General features: G+C 62.2%; 11 protein-coding genes and 1 pseudogene. 5 read left to right on the forward strand and 7 right to left on the reverse strand.

Annotation, left to right across the window (positions count from 1 at the left end; genetic code table 11):
* The first annotated feature begins 11 nt into the window (after positions 1–11).
* The 3 genes from F1C58_RS14930 to F1C58_RS14940 all read left to right on the forward strand — a co-directional run bounded on the left by F1C58_RS14930 (position 12) and on the right by F1C58_RS14940 (position 9,536).
* A complete protein-coding gene (locus F1C58_RS14930; protein WP_185201832.1) occupies positions 12–2,210 on the forward strand; it encodes a LamG-like jellyroll fold domain-containing protein in 2,199 nt (732 codons plus the stop codon).
* Positions 2,211–2,536: 326 nt separating this feature from the next.
* On the forward strand, positions 2,537–8,239 hold the full coding sequence (locus F1C58_RS14935) for a PKD domain-containing protein (RefSeq protein ID WP_219731988.1): 5,703 nt from the start codon (positions 2,537–2,539) through the stop codon (positions 8,237–8,239).
* An 85-nt stretch (positions 8,240–8,324) separates the two neighbouring features.
* Entirely contained in the window at positions 8,325–9,536 is a 1,212-nt protein-coding gene (locus F1C58_RS14940; protein WP_185201834.1) for a hypothetical protein, read from the forward strand.
* Here the strand turns inward: F1C58_RS14940 and F1C58_RS14945 are convergent.
* Positions 9,533–11,053: a right-handed parallel beta-helix repeat-containing protein gene (locus F1C58_RS14945; RefSeq protein ID WP_185201835.1), complete on the reverse strand. Its 1,521-nt coding sequence runs from the start codon at positions 11,051–11,053 to the stop codon at positions 9,533–9,535. The genes F1C58_RS14940 and F1C58_RS14945 overlap by 4 nt on opposite strands.
* A gap of 535 nt (positions 11,054–11,588) precedes the next feature.
* Here F1C58_RS14945 and F1C58_RS14950 point away from each other — a divergent pair.
* Together F1C58_RS14950 and F1C58_RS14955 are read left to right on the forward strand one after the other, a co-directional pair.
* Positions 11,589–13,253: a hypothetical protein gene (locus F1C58_RS14950; RefSeq protein ID WP_185201836.1), complete on the forward strand. Its 1,665-nt coding sequence runs from the start codon at positions 11,589–11,591 to the stop codon at positions 13,251–13,253.
* Positions 13,253–14,515 (forward strand): O-antigen ligase, encoded by a 1,263-nt coding sequence (locus tag F1C58_RS14955; protein WP_255461389.1) that lies wholly within the window; start codon positions 13,253–13,255, stop codon positions 14,513–14,515. The genes F1C58_RS14950 and F1C58_RS14955 overlap by 1 nt, the downstream gene beginning before the upstream one ends.
* Positions 14,516–14,739: 224 nt before the next feature.
* Here the strand turns inward: F1C58_RS14955 and F1C58_RS17125 are convergent.
* From F1C58_RS17125 to F1C58_RS14985, 6 genes and pseudogenes are all read right to left on the reverse strand, one after another.
* A pseudogene (locus tag F1C58_RS17125) lies at positions 14,740–15,330 on the reverse strand (hypothetical protein); the annotation flags it as partial.
* Between the two features lie 95 nt (positions 15,331–15,425).
* Positions 15,426–16,217: a sulfotransferase domain-containing protein gene (locus F1C58_RS14965; protein WP_185201839.1), complete on the reverse strand. Its 792-nt coding sequence runs from the start codon at positions 16,215–16,217 to the stop codon at positions 15,426–15,428.
* Positions 16,218–16,334: 117 nt separating this feature from the next.
* Positions 16,335–17,579, reverse strand: a complete 1,245-nt coding sequence (gene cysN / locus F1C58_RS14970; RefSeq protein ID WP_185201840.1) for a sulfate adenylyltransferase subunit CysN — start codon at positions 17,577–17,579, stop codon at positions 16,335–16,337.
* Complete coding sequence (gene cysD, locus F1C58_RS14975; protein ID WP_219732084.1) at positions 17,579–18,505, reverse strand: sulfate adenylyltransferase subunit CysD; 927 nt, start codon at positions 18,503–18,505, stop codon at positions 17,579–17,581. The genes cysN and cysD overlap by 1 nt, the downstream gene beginning before the upstream one ends.
* Positions 18,492–19,223, reverse strand: a complete 732-nt coding sequence (locus F1C58_RS14980; protein WP_370543671.1) for a 3'(2'),5'-bisphosphate nucleotidase CysQ — start codon at positions 19,221–19,223, stop codon at positions 18,492–18,494. The genes cysD and F1C58_RS14980 overlap by 14 nt, the downstream gene beginning before the upstream one ends.
* A gap of 129 nt (positions 19,224–19,352) precedes the next feature.
* Positions 19,353–19,847 (reverse strand): Rrf2 family transcriptional regulator, encoded by a 495-nt coding sequence (locus F1C58_RS14985; RefSeq protein WP_255461148.1) that lies wholly within the window; start codon positions 19,845–19,847, stop codon positions 19,353–19,355.
* Position 19,848 lies beyond the last annotated feature (1 nt).

Below are 19,848 nucleotides of genomic sequence, written 5' to 3' on the forward strand. Positions count from 1 at the left end.
ATCCCACGTGGTTGAACCAACGTGCCATCGCCTATTCGAAGACGCCCTCCGGGGTCGTTCGAGCAGACGTGCAAAAAGGTCAGCCGACGAGCAAACAGCTGGATTGGTTTCCCACGATCAATGTCGGATCCTTCACCGGACAGAACCAGGGCGCCTGGACGGTTCAATCGAACACCGAGTACGTGCTGTACGCGGGGGAGTTCACGACGGTGAATAGTGCTGGCCAGCAAGGCCTCTCCCGGTTCGCCGTTCCCGGAGTCGCCCCGAACAAGCGGGGACCCGAGTTGAGCGGCGCGAGCTGGCCATTCAGCACCGCGTCGTACTCGGCGAGCACCGTGCGCATCAGCTGGCCATCCAACATCGACCAAGACAACGAGCTGCTGACATACCGTGTGTACCGGGACGGCTCCGTCGTTCACACGACGACGGGCCTGTCTCGTTTCTGGCAGCAACCCTCCATCAACTGGGTCGATTCGGGCCTCGCAGCCGGTTCCACACACGCCTACCGTGTGACCGCGACTGACCCCTTCGGCAATGTGGAGAGCACGACCACCGTGAACCAGGGCCTTGGCACGAGCGGCACCTACAGCGCGTATTCCCAGTCTGTAACCAACGACAGTCCGACCTTCTATTATCGCCTCGGTGAAACCAGCGGGACCGCTGCGAGCAACCTGTCCGGCCCGGTCGGCAATACCACCCAGACTCTCGGGGTCATCAAGCTGGTGGACGGCATCGCGGGTTCTGGCGTGACAAGAAATGTCGCGGGAGCCATAGCGGGCGATCCAAATCCCGCGTCACAGTTCAACGGAACATCCAACGGCCGGATCGTCACGTCGCAACAGGTGTATTCCGACGATTCGACGAGCGTGGAGACGTGGTTCAAGACCACTTCCGCCAGCGGAAAATTGATCGGATTCGGTGACAACGCGAGCGTTACCGGCAACTCGAGCACCTACGACCAGTCGCTATATCTCACGGGAGGGAAGGTGGCGTGGTCCGTGTACGACTCTGCAATGCGAACAATCTCCAGCCCTGTCTCCTATAACGACGGTAACTGGCATCAGGCGGTCGGCACTCTAGGCACGGACGGAACGCGACTGTACGTGGACGGCTCCCTTGTCGCATCGGGTACCACCAACTACGCGAGGGGTTTCTGGGGCTACTGGAAGATCGGTGGCGATTCCGTGCCCTCGGGAAATCAGAATTTCTCGGGCACGCTGGATGAAGTAGCCATCTATCGCACAACCCTCTCGCCCGCGAGCATCGCGCAGCATTATTCGCTCCGAAGCGGTGGTGTCGTCAACCATCCGCACACAGCGACGTTCTCCCTTGCTGCCAGCGCGCGCACGGTCTCAGTAGACGGCAGAGGGTCAGTTGACCCGGATGGCACGATTTCGACGTTTGCCTGGACGTGGGGCGACGGTGCTTCCTCGGTGGGCTCGACCTCCAGCCACGACTACGCAGCGGCGGGCACCTACACGGTCACACTGACTGTCACCGACAACGCAGGGGCGACGGGCACGACGATCCGGACGGTCGTGGTCTCACCACTGCCACCACCACCACCACCACCACCACCACCACCACCAGGGATGATTGCGCAGGATGACTTCACCCGCGCCGTCGCCGGCGGCTGGGGGTCCGCTCCAACCGGCGGGGTTTGGACAGTTTCCAGTGCTGCGAACTCGTCGGTGAATGGAACATCCGGGCAGCTGGTCCTCGGCCTCGGCACAACGAGACGCGCGGTTCTGACTTCAGTGTCGTCCTCATCCACAGATGCGATCGCCGACATCTCTATCGATCGGATGGCTACGGGCGGTGGAACCTACGCCGGGGTTGTGGTGCGGCAGGTGGGAGCTACTTACTACCAAGCCCGCGCGCGTTTCCAATCCGACGGCTCTGTGAGTCTCCAGATCATGCAGGGTTCGACGGTGCTCGGGAACGTGACAGTGCCCGGGCTTACCTACTCGGTGAGCGGCAGATTCACCCTGCGGATTGTGGCAACCGGTACTGCTCCCACCTCACTCGGGGCAAAGCTATGGCTCGCGGGCTCCGCTGAACCGGCGGCGATGACCCTGACGGCATCCGACTCGACCATCGGCTTGCAGGCGGCGGGATACGTTGGAGTCGAAACATACCTCTCCGCCGTAGCCACCAACGCGCCCGTGACGGTCAGTTTCGCTAATTTTTCGGCGGTCACAGCGCAGTGACGGCGACGATTATGACCCATCCCGGGACATAAACCCCGATCCGAATCGCTCGCTGCATTAAATACCCCCCTTCGGGGGTCGTGTGTGGGCTGTCCGGGGACATGACTCTCGGTTACGATGTGCTACGTCGGCAGATCCCGAAAACTGCCGCATACCCGATAGAGGACACAATGGGTCAACCCAGCCCTGTGTCGACGCGCGGCCGCTTTTTCGCCGCAGCGACGACCCTTGCCGTATTCGCTGCACTTTTCACAGTCGCCTCGCCCGCAGTAGCCGATACTGCTCCTCCAGTGCCGACCGACCCATCGACGGTATCGTCTGACGCCTTGGCCACCCCCCAGATCAACGGGGTCGTGTGGAGCCAGGCAGTCGTCGGCAATGTCGCCTACGTTGCGGGCAACTTCACTTCCGCTCGCCCGTACGGGTCGGCAGCCGGCTCGAACGAGACCCCCCGGTCCTACTTACTGTCCTATGACGTGATCACAGGGGTGCTGTTGTCGTGGGCGCCGACGCTCAACGGTCAGGTACGCCAGATCGCCGTCTCCCCCGACAAAACCCGCCTCTATGCCGTGGGCGACTTCACCACGGTCAACGGCGTGACGCGCAACCGCGTTGTCGCGTTCGATCTTCCCAGCGGTGCGATGAGCACCACGTTCCACCCTTCGGCGAATGCCACGACTTATGCGGTTGCCGCCACCAACTCGACCGTCTACCTCGGCGGCAACTTCTCGGCGATGGCCGGAACTTCGAGAGTCGGAACCGCCGCAGTCTCGGCGTCCGCGGGTGTAGCCACCAGCTGGAATCCCATCCTGAGCTCTGGACGCGCGTTCGCGATGCAGGTCTCTCCCGACACCTCAAAGGTCGTCATCGGTGGGGCATTCATCGCGATCAACGGGTCCGACTCGCCCGGATACGGCCTGGGCCTGGTCGACGCGTCGACGGGCGACAACCTTCCGTTCGGCGCTAACACTGTGGTTCGGGACGGCGGCGCGCACGCAGCCATCTTCAGCCTTTCCAGCGATGCCGACAGCATCTACGGAACGGGCTACGTCTTCGGCGACGGCGGCAACCTCGAAGGAACCTTCCGTTCAGATTGGAACGGAAACCTGAAGTGGATCGAGGATTGCCACGGCGATGAGTATTCGGTTGCGGTGCAGGACCAGACTGTCTACATCGCAGGACACCCGCATTACTGCGGAAACGTCGGCAGCTTCCCCCAGACTGACCCCTGGACCTTCCACCGCGCACTGGCCTTCTCCAAAGAGCCCACCGGCACGATCACTCATGACCCCAACGGGTACTTCGACTTCGCCGGAAACACTTCCCCGACAGCTCTGAACTGGTTCCCAGACATCAACCTCGGCACATTCACCGGCCAGTACCAGGGTCCTTGGAGCGTCGCCGCAAGCTCGACCTACGTGCTCTATGGCGGCGAGTTCACGACTGTCAACGGCAAAGCTCAACAGGGTCTCGTGCGCTTCGCCACCAAGGCGGTCGCCCCGAACCTCGACGGCCCGCGCCTGTCGGGCAACGACCTGATGCCCACGCTGCAATCCGCTGGCTCGACGAGCATGACGGTCAGCTGGCCGGCTGACTGGGATCGCGACAACGAGTCGCTGACCTATCAGGTCTACCGCGATGGCAAGACCGCAACCGCGGCCTACACGACCACCGTCAGTTCTCGATTCTGGAATCAGCCGACCATTTCATGGATCGACACTGGCCTCACTCCGGGCTCCACGCACACCTACCGAGTGCGAGCCACCGATGCATTCGGCAACTCAGCCTGGGGTACGACGGTCTCTGGCACGGTCGCGACCGCAACGAGCCTCAGTCCCTACGCATCGCAGGTGATCACCGACCAACCCACCGATTTCTGGAGGCTGGGTGATGCCGCGGGTGCGACATCTGCGACCGATAGCGTCGGCCGCTACACGGGCACCTCCGGCACAGGAGTGTCCTACGGCACCCCGGGCTCGATCATCGGAGACTCCACCACCGCGGCAACATTCGACGGCACCAGCAACGGTCTCGTCGCATCCAGTGGCCGGGTCTGGAGCAGCAACACATTCTCGATCGAGACGTGGATCAACACCACCAGTTCCACCGGTGGCAAGATCGTCGGCTTTGGGAACAGCAACACCGGAACCTCGAGCAGCTATGACAGGCATGTCTATATGAACGCTCAGGGCAACCTGCTTTTCGGCGTCTACCCGAATAGCTCGCAGGTCGTTCAGTCGGCGAAGACCTACAACGACGGTCAATGGCACCATGTCATCGCGACTCTCAGCACGTCGGGTATGCAACTGTGGGTCGATGGACGTCGCGTCGCCTCCAATTCCAGTGTCATTTCTGGACAGAACTACTGGGGCTACTGGAGGATCGGCGGTGACAGTTCATGGTCGGGCGATCCCTTCATCAAGGCGTCGATCGATGACACTGCTATCTACCCGGTCGCACTGACGAAAGCGCAAATCCAGAATCACTACACGCTCTCGGGACGCACGGTGAACGAACCGACCGCCCCGGCAGACGCCTATGGCGCCGCGGTCTACAACCTGGACCCGACGCTCTACTACCGACTGGGCGAAAGCTCCGGATCGGTGGCAAAAGACTCTGGAGCCCAAGGCAATCCAGGCATCTACGACGGCGACATCACCCTCGGCACCCCCGGGGCAGTGAAGGGGACTGCTGATACCAGCGCGCTCTTCACCAACGGCGGAGTCGCGAGTGGAGCAGCCAGCTCGGGCACCACGACGTATTCGACGCAGATCTGGTTCAACACGACCACGACCGACGGGGGAAAGCTCACCGGCTTCGGCTCCTCCCAGACCGGCAATTCGAACAGCTACGACCGCCACGTGTACATGCAGAACGACGGCTCGCTCGTCTTCGGCACCTACACCGGACAGTTGAACACCGTGGTCTCCCCGCTGACCTACAACGATGGCAAGTGGCACATGGTGACAGCAACCCAGTCATCAGCAGGCATGAAGCTGTACGTCGACGGAGCGCTAGTCGGTACAGACCCACAGACCGGTGCGCAGGACTACTCCGGTTACTGGCGTGCAGGTAACGACACCACGTGGGGATCGAACAGCAACAACTTCAACGGACAGTTGGATGAGTTCGCGGTCTTCCCCACAGCGCTCGACGCTTCGACGGTTTCTGCCCTCTACACCCTCGGCAAGCCGCTTGCTGCGAATGTCCTTCCGACAGCCGCCTTCACGGCGATCTCGACCGGGATGTCCGTCGCATTGGACGCCAGCACCTCCACTGATACTGATGGCACCATCGCTTCTTACGCGTGGGACTTCGGGGACGGCAGCACGCAAGCGCCGTCGGCAGCCGCAACCGCGAGCCACGCCTACGCAACTCCGGGCACCTACACGGTGACATTGACGGTGGTGGACAACAGCGGTGGCAGTGCAACGATCACCCACCTCGCGATTCCAGTCAGGGTCAACCAGGTACCAGTGGCCATCTTCACGTCTTCGTCGAACAACCTGGCAGCGTCGTTCGACGCCACAGGCTCGAGCGACCCTGACGGCACCATCGCCAGCTACGCCTGGGACTTCGGGGATGGCTTGACCGGAGTTGGGTCCACCGCGGATCACACGTATGCGACAGCGAACACCTATCCGGTCACGCTCACGCTCACGGATAACGACGGTGGCGCCACCGTGCTCAGCCACCCGATCACGGTGCAAGCGGCGAATCAGTTACCGATTGCGGCTGTTGCCACGACCAACACGACGGGATCACTCTCGGTGGGGGTCGACGCGAGCGCGTCAAACGACCCGGACGGCACCATCGCCAGCTACGACGTCGACTACGGCGACAACACCGCCCATGGCACGACTGCGATCAGCAGTCACAACTACGCTGCGGCTGGCACGTACACGATTGGACTCGTCGTCACCGACAATCGGGGAGGAACCGCGACTACGACGGCCGTGATAACAATCACCAAGACCAACGTGCTTCCGGTTGCCTCATTCACCAATTCCGTGTCGAACCTCGCTCTCAACGTGAACGCGGGTGCATCGACTGATCCGGATGGCATGATCGCCAGTTACGCCTGGGACTTCGGCGATACCGGAACGGCCTCAGGAGTGACCGCCTCGCACACCTACTCAGTGGCCGGCACCTACACAGTCACTCTGACTGTCACCGACAATCAGTCGGGCTCCACGTCGACCACCCAGTCGGTGACGGTTGCTGCGGCACCCGCCAACACGACGATCGCCGAAGATCACTTCGATCGCACGGCGAACTCTGGCTGGGGAAGCGCGGTGACGGGTGGCCCGTGGACTGTCAACTCGGCATCCAGCTCGAGCGTCGGATCCGGTGTAGGACTCCAATCCCACTCGGCCGGCGCCACCCGGAAGGTGACGCTCAACTCCACCTCAGCGGCGGATGCGGACATCACTACGGACCTCTCCTTCGACAAGGTCATCACCGGTGGTGGGGCCTACGCAGGAATCGTGGCGAGGAACACGGCTACGGACTACTACCAGTCCCGCGTGCGCTTCATCTCTGACGGCACCATGGCCATCCAGATCCTTCAGGGTGGCTCGACGATCCTCGCCAACGCGGTGCTACCGGGAACTTACAACCCGGGCACGATGCTGACGCTCCGCACGCAGATCGCCGGCACATCACCGACGACGATCAAAGCGAAGGTGTGGGTTGCGGGAACGGCCGAGCCGACAGCGTGGGCAGTCACCGCCACTTCCAGTGCGGCGGGGCTTCAGGTCCCGGGTTCGGTTGGAGTCGTCAGTTACGTAGCGGGGAGCATCACGAACGCGCCATTGCTCGCGAAGTACGACAACTTCTTCGCGAGCTCGGGCACCGTCGTGACGCCGCCGGCGAACGTCGCTCCGACGGCCGCATTCACTTCTTCGGTGAACGGCTCGGTTGCAAGTCTGAACGCGGCCGGCTCGGTCGATCCGGACGGAACCATCGCTTCCTATGCATGGGACTTCGGTGATAGCACCACAGGCACCGGAGCGACCGCAGCCCACACCTACGCGGCAGCAGGCACGCACACTGTGACTCTGACCGTCACGGACAACGGCGGTCTGACCGGTTCCAAGACGGGCACCGTTACGACAGTCGGCACCCCTCCGGCCAACGTGCCCCCGACTGCCGCCTTCACGCCGGCGATAACGAATCTGGATGCGAGTTTCAACGCCAGCGCTTCTGCTGATTCGGACGGAACGATTACCGCTTACGGGTGGGACTTCGGAGACAACACGACCGGAACGGGAGTCACTGCAACCCACTCTTACGGGGCAGCGGGCACCTACACGGTCTCGCTGACAGTGACGGACAACGGGGGGCTCACAGCAACGAAAACCGCTACCGTCGTCGCCACCTCCGTAGTCACACCCCCGGTCGACCCGAACATGCTGGCCTCGGATGACTTCAACCGGACCAGCACGTCGGGTTGGGGCACCGCGGTCAAGGGCGGTGTCTGGGCGTCGCCGTCGAACAGCAATTTCGTCATCAACAACGGGTCCGGCGCTCTCCTACTCACGCCGGGGGCGACCAGGCGCGCTCTGCTGAACTCGGTATCCGTGAGAGATGTGGAACTGCAGTCGCAGATCTCTTCAGACAAGCCACCACTGGTCGGAATGGTCGTGGCGGGCCTCGTCGGACGTCAGGTGGGAACGGACTTCTATCTCGGTCGCGCGAGGCTACTGCCAAACGGTGTCGTCGGTCTACAGATCCTGCACGGTTCGACACTGCTGGCCGACACCACAGTCGCCGGATTGAGCTACACCCCCGGGGATCTCTTGAACCTCAAGGTGCGCTTTACCGGAGCCACGCCGACGACGATTCAGGCAAAGCTCTGGGCACTGAACGCGACGGAACCCGCCACGTGGCAGCTGACCGCGACCGACGCTTCCGCAGGGCTTCAGGCCGCAGGTACGGTCGGAGTGGAGAGCTACATCTCCACTTCAGCGAGCAATGCACCCATAACGGTTCGCTTCGACAATTACACGGCGAGCGTGCCCCAGTAATCTGTAAGGATCGAGCCCGGGTCAGATTCCCAATCCGACCCGGGCTCTTCCTGTTGTCAGCGAAAGTCTTGGTGGGGAAGCACGAGTGAAACGAAACGCGGTCGGCGCTATCGGCGCGCAGGGCGCGCAGGCTCTCGGCAGCTTCGTGCTCCAGATTCTGGTCGTACGATTGCTCGGGCTAGAGGGTCTCGGCACTTTTTCGATCCTGTACGGAGTCTTGGTGCTCGTTGCGGGAATTCTGACCGGTTTTGTCGGAGACTCCCTCGTCGTGCTGGATCGGCGCGAAACAGCGGTGCGCTCGGCCCTCCAGCAGTCTGCCATCGGGCTCTCCCTCGTGGCGGGAATTGTCTCTGCGATCGTCCTGCGAGTAACGGGATTGATCACCTGGCCACAAGCTGTGTGGTTCGCCGTCGCCGTGATACTTTTCGGGCTTGAAGAGCTCATGCGTCGCCTTCTCATGGCGAATGTGTTGTTCTGGCGGGTCGCAGCCATCGACCTCTCCGCTTTTTTGGGCTCATTAGCCGTCGTGGGTATGGGGGCTCTCCTGCACCGTATCGACCTCGACCTCTTCCTCATCGCCATCGCGCTCGGCCAGGTTGTCGCTATCCTCCTCGGAGTCGTCTTGCTCCCCCGCGCGGAGCGGTTCTTGGCCGGCTTCGTCCGTGGCGAGTATCGACTGGTCGCGGCATACGGATTGTGGCGCTCGGCCCAGCAATTTCTCCGGCCCGGACTGCTAACCGGCGTGCGCTCGCTTGTCACCATCTTCGTCGGATTGGCGGCAACGGGACTGCTTGAGACGGCTCGCGTCTACGTCGCGCCAGCGATGCTGATCATTTCCGGATTGACCTCTTTTCTGTTTGTCAGCTACGCACGCAACAAAGCTGCGGGAGTGACCTCTCAGCTTCGCCGTGCCGACCGGTCGGTCGGGACACTCCTGGGCATCACCACGCTCATGAGCGTCGTCTTCCTCGTCGCGCTGCCGTTCGTCGGACCGCTTCTCTTCGGCACGACGCCCCAATTGTTGGCGGTGATCGGCTGGCTCGCATACGCGGCGTCCGTCTCAGCGGTGACCCCCTATGGAGCTCTGGCCGCAGTGGGTGGACGCCAGGCTTTCGTCTTCGCAATCAGAGTGAGCGACACGCTCCTTTCCATAATCGCTGTCGCCGTGATCCTCGCCCTTGGCCTACAGCCATCTCTAGCGCCAATCGCCCTTTCCATCGGGTCGATCGCCGGTGGCCTGGCGATCCGTGCTTTCATCCTCAAACCGGAAGCACAACGGGAGCAGTCGAGCCTCTAGTCCGCTCCGTTCCTGTGGTCGGAAGAGTCCCAGCCGAGCAACGCCATCACGGTGCCGGGCACGGCGGGCCGGGAGTCTGTAGTCGTGGCGCTGGTCAGTGCGGCGGTGAGCCAGCTGCGCTTGGCGGCTGGGGCGTTCGTCAGTTGCACGCCTTGCTTCTCCTGTCCGGTGTCTGTGCGGAAGGACGAGAGCGACGCGTAGGCTTTCGCGGCATTATGGCCCTGTTCCCACAGCACCAGTGATTGGGGATCGGATGCCGATGCCCGCTGGTATGCATTACCGCTCATCGTCACCCCCAGCTGTTCGGCAGTGAACTCCCCCGAATAGTCCTGCACCGCCACCAAGGCCGAAATACTGGACCCCGAAAACACGTTGTTTGAGACAGTGATGTTGCCGAGGATCCAGGTCATCGTAGGATCCTTGGGATGCCGCGGATCATGGCCGGGGACCGTTGGGTCGGTTCCCCGTCGAAGATCCTGCGCAATTCGCAGGTCGATGCCGTTGTTGGCCACAGTGTTGTTCCAGATCTGGACGTTGTCCGTATCGTTCAGCTTGATGCCGTTCGCCCCGTTGTTGACTACGGTGTTTCCTGCGACGACGAAGGCGGACGAGATCTCCATGCTCATTCCATGCCAGGTGTTACCGTCCATGATGTTGGAGATGACATTCGCATCGTAGATGGACTGATCGAACCAGAGGCCGGGACCGCGATTTCGGCTGAAGGAACTGTATTCGATGGTCAGGTCTCGACTCCGGGTGATTTTCATCCCACCGGCCACCGGAGCCGTGTTGAAGTGCTGCACATTATTTCCGGTCACCGACAGTCCAGAGATCGTGAGCCGGTCGGCGTAGTTTGCGTAAACGCCGATCAACCCGTTGTCGCTGGAGGTCACATTGCGCACGACGATATCCGAGGCCCCGAGAAAGAGTCCCGCCGTCGCGTTCTGCTCGATAGCGAGATCCTGCAAGGCGGTTTTCGCCGCCTCGATACTGACCGCACCGAAACCTGGCACCGGAGTCGCGTAACGCCGCACTCCGAATCCGCGCAGTACAGTTCCCTCCGCCTGCACGGCGAGCGCCTTTGTCTTATCGCTGGCACGAACCTCGTGTCCGCTTGGGTCGGATCCGACGTAGAGCCGTTGCTGCGCATAGTCGACAGCGAAGGTGCCCGACTTCACTGCTTTGGCATCTTTGACCTGAACCAGTGGCTTGTCGTCGATCCACACCTGGTCCGGGTGCGCCGCGAGCGGAAACTTCGGATCCACGAAGTTGAAAGAGGGCAGTGTGCTTTCCGGCGCGCCGGTCGTGAATGTCGGGCTCGAATCGAACTCCGCTGTCCAGCCTTGGGACACCCAGATCGATCTTTCGGCGGTCCAGGACGACACCACCGTGCTGCCATCAAACCAAGCCGCCTCGTTGGGGTACGACTCGATTGTCACTGGAGTGCTCGCAGGAACCGTGACCCTCTCGTGATAGGTCCCTGCGCGCAGCACGATGGTCTCGACCGGCGAAGCCATGGATATCGCGTGTTGCACGGTCTGGTAGGGCGAGGCCTCTCTACCCGTCCCGGAATTTCGCCCTCGCGGCGAAACGTAAATCGAACCTTCGGGTATCGGATAGCTAGTCGATCCAACGGTCGGAGCGCCGGGCTCGGCACCGGTCGTGTCGGATACCGGCACTGCAGCACCGGGGTGACCGGGACTATCAGGGATCCTCGATACCCGGCCTGGAAGCACCAATACTGCGGCGATGGCACCAACCAGCACAGTCGCGATCACTGCGAGGAGGAGTACCCTGCGCAGCATCCGACGAGGACGAGCATGGCGCCCGCTCGGCTGGTGCGGCTCGCCTACATGGGTCATCGATGCACTTTCGGGTAAGCGGAAGATGGAGGGGTGCGACTCGCGGACGCAGAATGCTGTCGGGGCAGCTTCGTCACCATTGTCCCAGAGTCCCCGGTCTGGGGGTGACTTCGCCCAGCATTCATATCGATCGAAATGGTAGTTTCGATGTTTCAGGTTGCTTTGCTCTACCCGACGAGAACAGGACCGGATGGATCAACAGGCCTATCTGCAGATTTTCCTCGAGCGATGGATCGCCCTCGTCGTGGGCGTATTCGTCGGCCTCGGCCTCTCGGTGGCCGTCAGCGCCTCGATCCCGCCGAGCTATCAAGCCACGTCGACGTCATTCCTCTCTGTGCAGTCGAACACGGGGACGCTCCTGGAACGCTCGCAGTTCGCCCTTGCGCGTATCAGTTCGTATCCCGAACTTGCGCTCAGTTCAGACGTACTCTCAGAGACGATCTCGGACCTGGGCCTCAAGGAATCTGTGCAGCAACTCGCCAATTCGGTGAGCGCGACAAACCCGCCGACCACCGTGCTGCTACAGATCACCTCGAGCGCGGCAGACCCGGAAACCGCTGCGGCCATTTCGAACTCGATCGCGGCGAATCTCGCTGACACGGTCTCCCAACTGGAGAACTCGTCATCCGACAACCGCTACACAGTTTCCCTCGAGCTTCGTGACCGAGCGCAGACCCCTGCAACGCCATCCGCGCCCCAGCGCGGCATCATTCTTGGTCTCGGAGCCCTGGGAGGGCTGGCTCTCGGCCTGATCGGCGCGATTGTCTGGGCGCGCCTTGACACGACAGTGCGCTCATCGAGGGTGGCGCGCCGAATTTCTGGCTTGCCCGTGATCGGTGAACTTACAAAGCCCGCATTGCCCTTCGCGCGATCACGGGCGAAAAATATCGAGCGCACCGAGGCTGCTCTCAGAGAGACGCAGCTCACGATTCGGCAGGCGAACGGGAATGAGCTTCCCCACGTGCTCGCGCTCGTTCCCGCCAGCCGTGCGGCGGCATCCATCGATACCCGTATCGGACTTTCGGAATCTCTCGCCAAGACTGGCCGTTCTGTAGTTCTGGTCGAAGCGGACTTCGATGGTCGAATCAGTTCGGCCGCGCCAGAATCCGCCTCGGCGGAAGGGCTCGCGGAAGTACTGTCCGGGACTCGATCTGTGGTCCAGGTCGCGATCAGGTCTGAGCTGAGGTCCTTCGATCTGATTGCCCCTGGACTTCCGGCGAATGCCCCGAAAGAGAACGTGGCTGAGCGCAACGTGCTCTCCGTCGTACGGCAGCTGGTCGCAGGGTTCGATCTGGCTGTGACCCAACTCACCTCCATCACAAGACCTGCGACCCTCGAGCTGGTTGGTCCATACGCTGATGGAGTCGTCGTGCTGGTTCGACATGGCCGCACCCGCGCCGCAGAGCTTGCCCACGTTCTCGCTCGCCTTCGACTGCTCGAGATCCGCCCGCTCGGAATCGTCATGACAGGAGTGCCGCCCTACCGACGAAGCGACCTTGTCGCCGACTGGCGGCCGAGTGACTTCAACCAGATCCCGCGCTCACCGGTGCGGAAACTTCAGGATCTTGCCTTGCCCGCATCGCCGAGCTCACCAGCCGAGTCGGAACCGGATATGGTCTCGATCCCGGTCGACCTCGCCGCGGAGGCGCTGCCGGTCGAAGCCACCCCCACGGAAACTCCCGCAGGATCGGCGTCACCTCGAGCGCATCGCACTTCTGCTGCACGCAAACCACGAAGTTCTCCTAACACTCGATCCCCAGCCCCGGCCGCAGCGCGAACCCGGAACGCAAAGCGCGCCACAGCCGCGGGCACGGAGTCGGTCGGCCAAGTTCCCAAGGATGCACCAGAGCCGTGATGGCACCCACAGGGGCGGTGAACTCCTCTCGAAAGGTCTGGGCGGCTGTGTTCGCCGTCCTGACGCTCACCGTCGTGAGCGTCGTCCCTTGGCGGATCGGCGATCTCTACGACGGTGGGATCGATCCCGTCGTGATAGCGAAGGCGCTTTTGGGAGGGCTGTCCTTCGGCGCCGGCTTCCTCCTGATGGTTCGCTCGCCGACGCGGAGTTCGATTGGAATTCGCAGTCTCGGGCTTCTGGCCGGAATCGTTCTGGTCTCCCTCGACGGAGCATTCGCTGCCGGGGGACCATTGGCCGCAGTGGTGCTTACCGTGCGCATCGCGTTGGTTGCCGCCACTATCGTCGTCGTCGTGCGTTCCGCACCCCCGATGACCGTGCTGACAGCCCTGCTGGCGGCGATGGCCGTCGTGACCATCGTCGCGGCCGTCACCGGTCTTCAGTCTGGACTGGCCGGTGGTCGACTGGCCGGTGGCACCCCGCAGATGGCTCCGAACGTGCTTGCCGGTCTGGCCGCGCCCCCCGTGATCGGTCTCGCGGCGCATATCGTGCACAAAGGCCTTCGCCCGTGGAACGTGGGGCTTCTGGTGATCCACGTAGCCATCGTGTTCGCCACCGGTTCGCGAACCGCTCTGATTGTCGTCGTGGTGGGAATCGCCCTCGCGTTTCTCTGCGGCGGACGCCTGGCTGCATCCACCGCCATTGTCACCATTGCGGCCATCCCTTTCGCCTATGGGCTGGTGGCGTTCACCGACACCATCTCCACCGTGTTGGCGCGAGGCCAGACGGTCGAGCAGATATCCACTCTGAGCTCTCGCACGGTGGCATGGGAAGCGGTGCTGTCCACCCCGTGGGATTCCTGGGCCAAGTGGATCGGAGTCGGCCTCGCCGCCAAGACCGTCGAGGTGCAGCAACGCTGGCGTGACGTCCAGGTGCTCGACAGCAGCTGGGTCTCGGTCATCGCGCAAGCCGGGATCATCGGAACAGTTCTCCTGCTGATCTGGATGGTGTGGACGACAGTGGAGGCCGTGCGCACTCCCAGCCTGAGCGCACTGGCAGTCCCGCTGATGGTCATACTCATCGTTCGCAGCTTTACCGAAAACGGAGTCATCGAATCGAGCACGACGTTCATGCTCTTTCTCTCGATTTCGCTCCTGTTGGAACCCGGCACCCGATTCCCCAGTCCCCTGAGCCATCCCGTACGGTATCAGATGGTGGAGCCGTTACCGGTGATGAAGCGCGAACCCGCAACGACTGCGTCCTAGAGCCGGAGCTCAAGACCCCGCAGGATCACGAGCATGCGATTGTTCAGGGAGTCGAGGGACTCGTCGGATGCGAGTCTGTTCTGCACGGCAGACTCTATCCACCGCACAACCTCCCCATCGGCCTCCTGGGGAAGTGCTGTGCCGAACGTGAGATGAGCCGTGACAGCGCCATAAAGCAAATCGGCGCCCGGCGGGGCGAAGACTGCGTCCTCCCAATCGATGACCCGCACACGGCCGCCGAGTTCAGTTCGGAGATTCCACGGAGCAAAGTCGCCGTGGCTACCGCGCCATGTCGGCGGCGTCGAGTCCGACCGAGACAGCGCTGTCTCCAGCACATCCCCCATCTCGCCAACGACCCGCTCGCGCACCGCTGCTCGCCGCACGGCTCCGAGTGGGTAATTGGGCACAGACTCAGTGCCAATCCAGGACCAGCCAGGACCGTGTCCGATCCCAACGGGGCGAGCTATTACGAAGGATTCAGGATGCGCCGACCACACGCTCGACATGACGGCGAACTCTTGGGTCGCCCTCTCCGCCTCGGAGGTGATGCGCACGAAGCCGACGCCGCGACCGTCGCGAAGCAAGAGTAGTGAACATCCGGATCGAGAAACCTGGGGTCGCCTGTATAGGGAAACGCGGTCCCACCAACCGAATGTCTCAAACCACTCTGCTTCGAACTGATCCCACGTGTCCCGCGCAATCGGCTCGTCCCATACCCCCCTCACCCCGGGCAGCACCCGCGAACCGAATATGCGCACGGCCGACCACAGCACACGCTGGGCGAATACCGCGGGAATAGTGCACGGAGAATGCATCGACACGCCCGATGCTGCAGCGCGATTGCCACTAGTTGGTACCCAGATGTGCCCAGAGGCAGGAAAGCGCACACTCTCGCGAGAGGCTTCGCGCTCTAATGCCACGGAAGCTTCCGGCCGATCAATAATTCGAGTTCGGCGGTGTCAGACGCGAGCTCCATTGCCAGCCGCGCACGCGTCTTGGCCGAAATGCCCTCCCCTCCGGCCGCGTTCATGTGCTCCCCCTTCGGCAACGTCGCGTGGTCGATCCCCAGGAACTCGGCCACCTGGCGTAGGACCGCGTCCGGATTCTCGTAGTAATCCTCGCTCGCCATCACCAGGATGCGTTCTGCCCCGAAGAGCTCGTACCAGGCGCGAAGGTGACGGACGTAGCGGCTTTGAGTGAGATACGACTGCTGCTCGTGCGCGTAGCTGTAATAGCTCGGGTCATCACGCAGCTTTTGTTCCTCACCGGCCAGCCGGGACTGCTCAGCCGCGAGCGCATCCTCGAATTCGAGCGGCTCCGCCGACCCCCTGCGCCGTTCCTTCCAGTGCGAATACGTCCGCATCACAGGATCACGCAACAGCACGAGGATCTTGGCGTCGGGAGCCATCGCTGCTGCACGTTGGGCTGCGAGCGGGTGGAACATGTAATACGGTGATGCTTCTCCGACCAGTATCGGTTTACCCACAATTTTTTCGGCCCGACGGCGAGACGCGCGAGTCGGCATGAACGACCGGTACCAGCGCTCGCCCTTGCCATAATTCGAGTCGAAAAAGTGCACTCCTTTCGTCTCGTTGGCCTTCGGAAGGTACTTAGCCGACGGAAAGAGGGTGACCACCTGGGGTTCTTTGAGGATGTCGTAGTAGAGCGACGTGGTTCCGCCACGCTTTGTGCCGATGAGCATGAAGTCTGGCAGCGGCCGACTCCCAGACGTAGCTGACCCGTAGATTCTGAAGGCACCGCTTCCGGCCCGCTTGATGGAAGCTTTCAGCCCCCGGTCAGTGCTTTCTACCATCGTTGCTTACGTTTCATTTATCACGCCGGCGCCGACCGTACGGTTGGTTACCTCGTCGATAAGGATGAATGCGCCAGTCATCCTATTCCTTCGATACGGGTCCGCGAGAATCGGCTGCGTCGTGCGGAGCCGAACCCGACCGATCGAGTTGATACCGAGGGAATCGACGCCCTGGTTTCGATGGAGCGAATTGACGTCGAGCTCGTACTGCACCTCTTTGACAAGGGCACGCGAAGTGCGCGTCGTGTGCTTGATCGCGTACTTCTGACCCGGTCGAAGCGGTAGATCGTCCATCCAGCAGATCATCGCGTCGATGTCTTGGGTGACGTTGGGCTGGTTGTGCGGGCGGCAGATCATGTCACCGCGGGAGACATCCACCTCGTCCTCAAGTCGCACGGTCACCGACATCGGCGGGTAGGCCTCCGCCACTTCGCCATCAGCTGTGTCAATGGCCCGGATGCGTGTGGGAAGACCGCTGGGGAGCACGATCACCTCGTCGCCCGGCTTCATCACCCCACCAACGACCTGACCGGCGAACGCACGGTAGTCACCACGGCCGTTCTGTGGACGGATAACGTATTGAACCGGAAATCGCGCGTCGGTGAGGTTACGGTCGCTAGCGATGTAAACGTGCTCGAGGTGGTGGAGCAGCGAAGCACCCTCGTACCACGGCATGTGCTCGGAGCGGCTGACCACATTGTCGCCGGCGAGAGCCGACAGGGGGATCACTGTGACGTCGCTGAAATCCAGTCGAGCAGCGAACTCGAGGAATTCACTTCGAATGGATTCGTAGACCCCTTGAGACCAATCGACCAGATCCATCTTGTTGATGGCGAGCACGATGTGCGGCACACGGAGGAGCGAGACGATTGTCGCGTGGCGGCGGCTCTGTTCCAGCAGTCCCTTACGCGCGTCGACCAGAATGATCGCCAGGTCAGCGGTCGACGCTCCGGTCACCATGTTGCGGGTGTACTGGGTGTGGCCAGGAGTGTCAGCGATGATGAACTTGCGGCGTGGAGTCGCGAAATAACGGTAGGCCACATCGATAGTGATGCCCTGTTCCCGTTCGGCGCGCAGCCCGTCGGTCAGGAGTGCGAGATCGGTGTAATCGTCACCACGCTGACGGCTGGTGCGCTCGACCGCTTCCAGCTGATCTTCAAATACCGACTTCGAGTCGTAGAGCAGACGACCGATCAGCGTGCTCTTGCCATCGTCCACCGATCCAGCAGTCGCAAAACGCAGGATGTCCATTAGAAGTAGCCCTCTTTTTTCCGGTCTTCCATCGCCGCCTCGCTGACCTTGTCGTCTCCGCGAGTCGCTCCTCGTTCGGTGATACGGGACGCCGCAACTTCGATGGCGACCTTCTCCGGAGTATCCGCCTCGGATTCGACCGCCGCGGTGAGGGTCGCGTCGCCGACGGTACGATATCGCACACGCGCCGTGAAGACCTCTTCCCCATCACGGGGCTGCAGGTGCCGGTCGACCGCGAACAGCATCGCATTACGCACGAAGACTTCTCGCTCGTGAGCGTAATAGATGGAAGGAACTTCGATCCGCTCCCGGGCGATGTACTCCCAGATGTCCAACTCTGTCCAGTTCGAGATCGGGAAGACACGAATGCTCTCCCCTTGGTTAATCCGAGTGTTGTAAAGAGACCACAGCTCGGGTCGCTGGTCTTTCGGATCCCACTGGCCGAACTCGTCCCGGAATGAGAAGACCCTTTCCTTGGCGCGCGCCTTCTCCTCGTCACGACGCGCCCCTCCCATGAGGGCGGTGAAACCGTTCGCTTCGGCTGTCTGCAGAAGAACCGGTGTCTGGATCCGGTTGCGGGAACCGCCCGGCGGTTCGCGAACCTGACCGGAGTCAATCGCATCCTGTACCGACCCCACGACGAGACCGATGCCGAGTTCTGCGACCCTTCGATCGCGGAACTCCAGCACTTCTGCGAAGTTATGGCCGGTGTCGACATGCACAAGAGGGAACGGCACAGGGCCGGGCGCGAATGCTTTTACGGCGAGGTGAAGCATGACTATGGAGTCTTTACCCCCCGAAAACAACATCGCGGGATGCTCGTTCTCCGCCGCGACCTCGCGGATGATGAAAATCGCCTCAGACTCGAGGTAGTCGAGTTGGCTGAGGCCATAGCGCGGACTGTCGTTGAATTCAGTCACGGGCACCTTCCTTCGGGTAATTGCCGATTGCGGCAAGCAGGAGGTCTGCGATGTCGGGAGTGCAGACGACGATGTCCGGCAGATAGGGGTTTGGCTGATTGTATCGGAGAGCCGACCCGTCGATTCTGCTCGTGAATAGCCCCGCCGCTCGAGCCACGACGACCGGCGCGGCCGAGTCCCATTCGTACTGGCCCCCGGCGTGAATGTAGGCATCGACCTCGCCACGCACGACGGCGCTGGTCTTATAGCCGGCCGATCCCATGGCGACTACTTCGGCATCCAGGTGCTCGATCAAGTACTCGACGAGCGCGGGAGGCCTACTGCGCGAGACGGCGAGCCGGAGTCGAGCGCTCCTGGTGCGCGGGGAAGGGATATCCGAGCTGGACAGTACTGTTCGCAACCCCGGCAGTGCGACGGCGCCATCGGAGAGCTCACCCTCTTGCCACAGCGCCACATGCACAGCCCAGTCGGGTCGCCCTTCGGAGAACTCGCGGGTTCCATCCAGCGGATCGATGATCCATACCCGGTCGGCCCCCAGGCGCGCCGAACTGTCCTTCGCTTCTTCAGACAGGATGGCGTCGCCGGCCCGCTCGGCCCGAAGGCGCGAGTCGAGGTACGCCTGCGCTGCGGCATCGCCTCTGGCTTTAAGACCGGGCGTGCCAATCTCGTCAGATCGCGCGGATGATTGGATGGAGAGGAGCAGCTCCCCTGCTCTGCGAGCCAAGTCAGTTGCGAGAGCGATGTCGGAGGTTATTGTTGAAATCGACAAATCTTCCTCTCGTCGAGAGCGAGTTCGTTCCACTGTGCCACGGATAAGCCGAGGGCGACTACCCCAGTGTGGGCTACGCCGCCGTCACCGACGCGTCCACGCTCCCGGCTGGCGCAGGAGCTCGGCAACTGCCGCAGGCAGGTCTCCCGTGACGAGCGCATCGACCGTGGTGTCTTCAAGGACACTGCGCATGCTTGACCGCAAGGCAACCCAGATGGCTTGAACCTGTTTGGAGGACTCGGGGTATTCCAGTTGCTCGGGAGGCGCCCCGCGAACCCCGGCGAGAGGTCCGTCAATCGCCCGAACGACGTCCGCGACGGTGATGGAAGCCGGTTCCCGTGCCAGCGAATACCCGCCGAGCGATCCTCGGGTGACCGCGAGCAGGTTGGATCGCACGAGTTGCAGCAATATGTTCTCCAGGAAGCGTGGCGGGATGTCCTGGAGCTCGGAGAGTTCACGCTTGGTAGTGACAGAATCCGGCCGCCGGGCAATCTGAACCACGGCCCTCATCGCATAGTCGACCCTGGCGCTCACCTGCACGGCTGCCCCTTCCCGTTTGCAGGCGATGCCTGCGGTCACG

Origin of the sequence: Glaciihabitans sp. INWT7, assembly GCF_014217685.1 — a bacterium.
Classification (GTDB): domain Bacteria; phylum Actinomycetota; class Actinomycetes; order Actinomycetales; family Microbacteriaceae; genus Lacisediminihabitans.

Coding starts and splice junctions, on each gene's coding strand:
- F1C58_RS14965 (WP_185201839.1), bottom strand. CDS start 16,217: ATGCTCATCGGCACAAAGCGTGGCGGAACCACGTCGCTCTACTACGAC.
- F1C58_RS14955 (WP_255461389.1), top strand. CDS start 13,253: ATGGCACCCACAGGGGCGGTGAACTCCTCTCGAAAGGTCTGGGCGGCT.
- F1C58_RS14945 (WP_185201835.1), bottom strand. CDS start 11,053: ATGGCTTCGCCGGTCGAGACCATCGTGCTGCGCGCAGGGACCTATCAC.
- cysN (WP_185201840.1), bottom strand. CDS start 17,579: ATGGACATCCTGCGTTTTGCGACTGCTGGATCGGTGGACGATGGCAAG.
- F1C58_RS14950 (WP_185201836.1), top strand. CDS start 11,589: ATGGATCAACAGGCCTATCTGCAGATTTTCCTCGAGCGATGGATCGCC.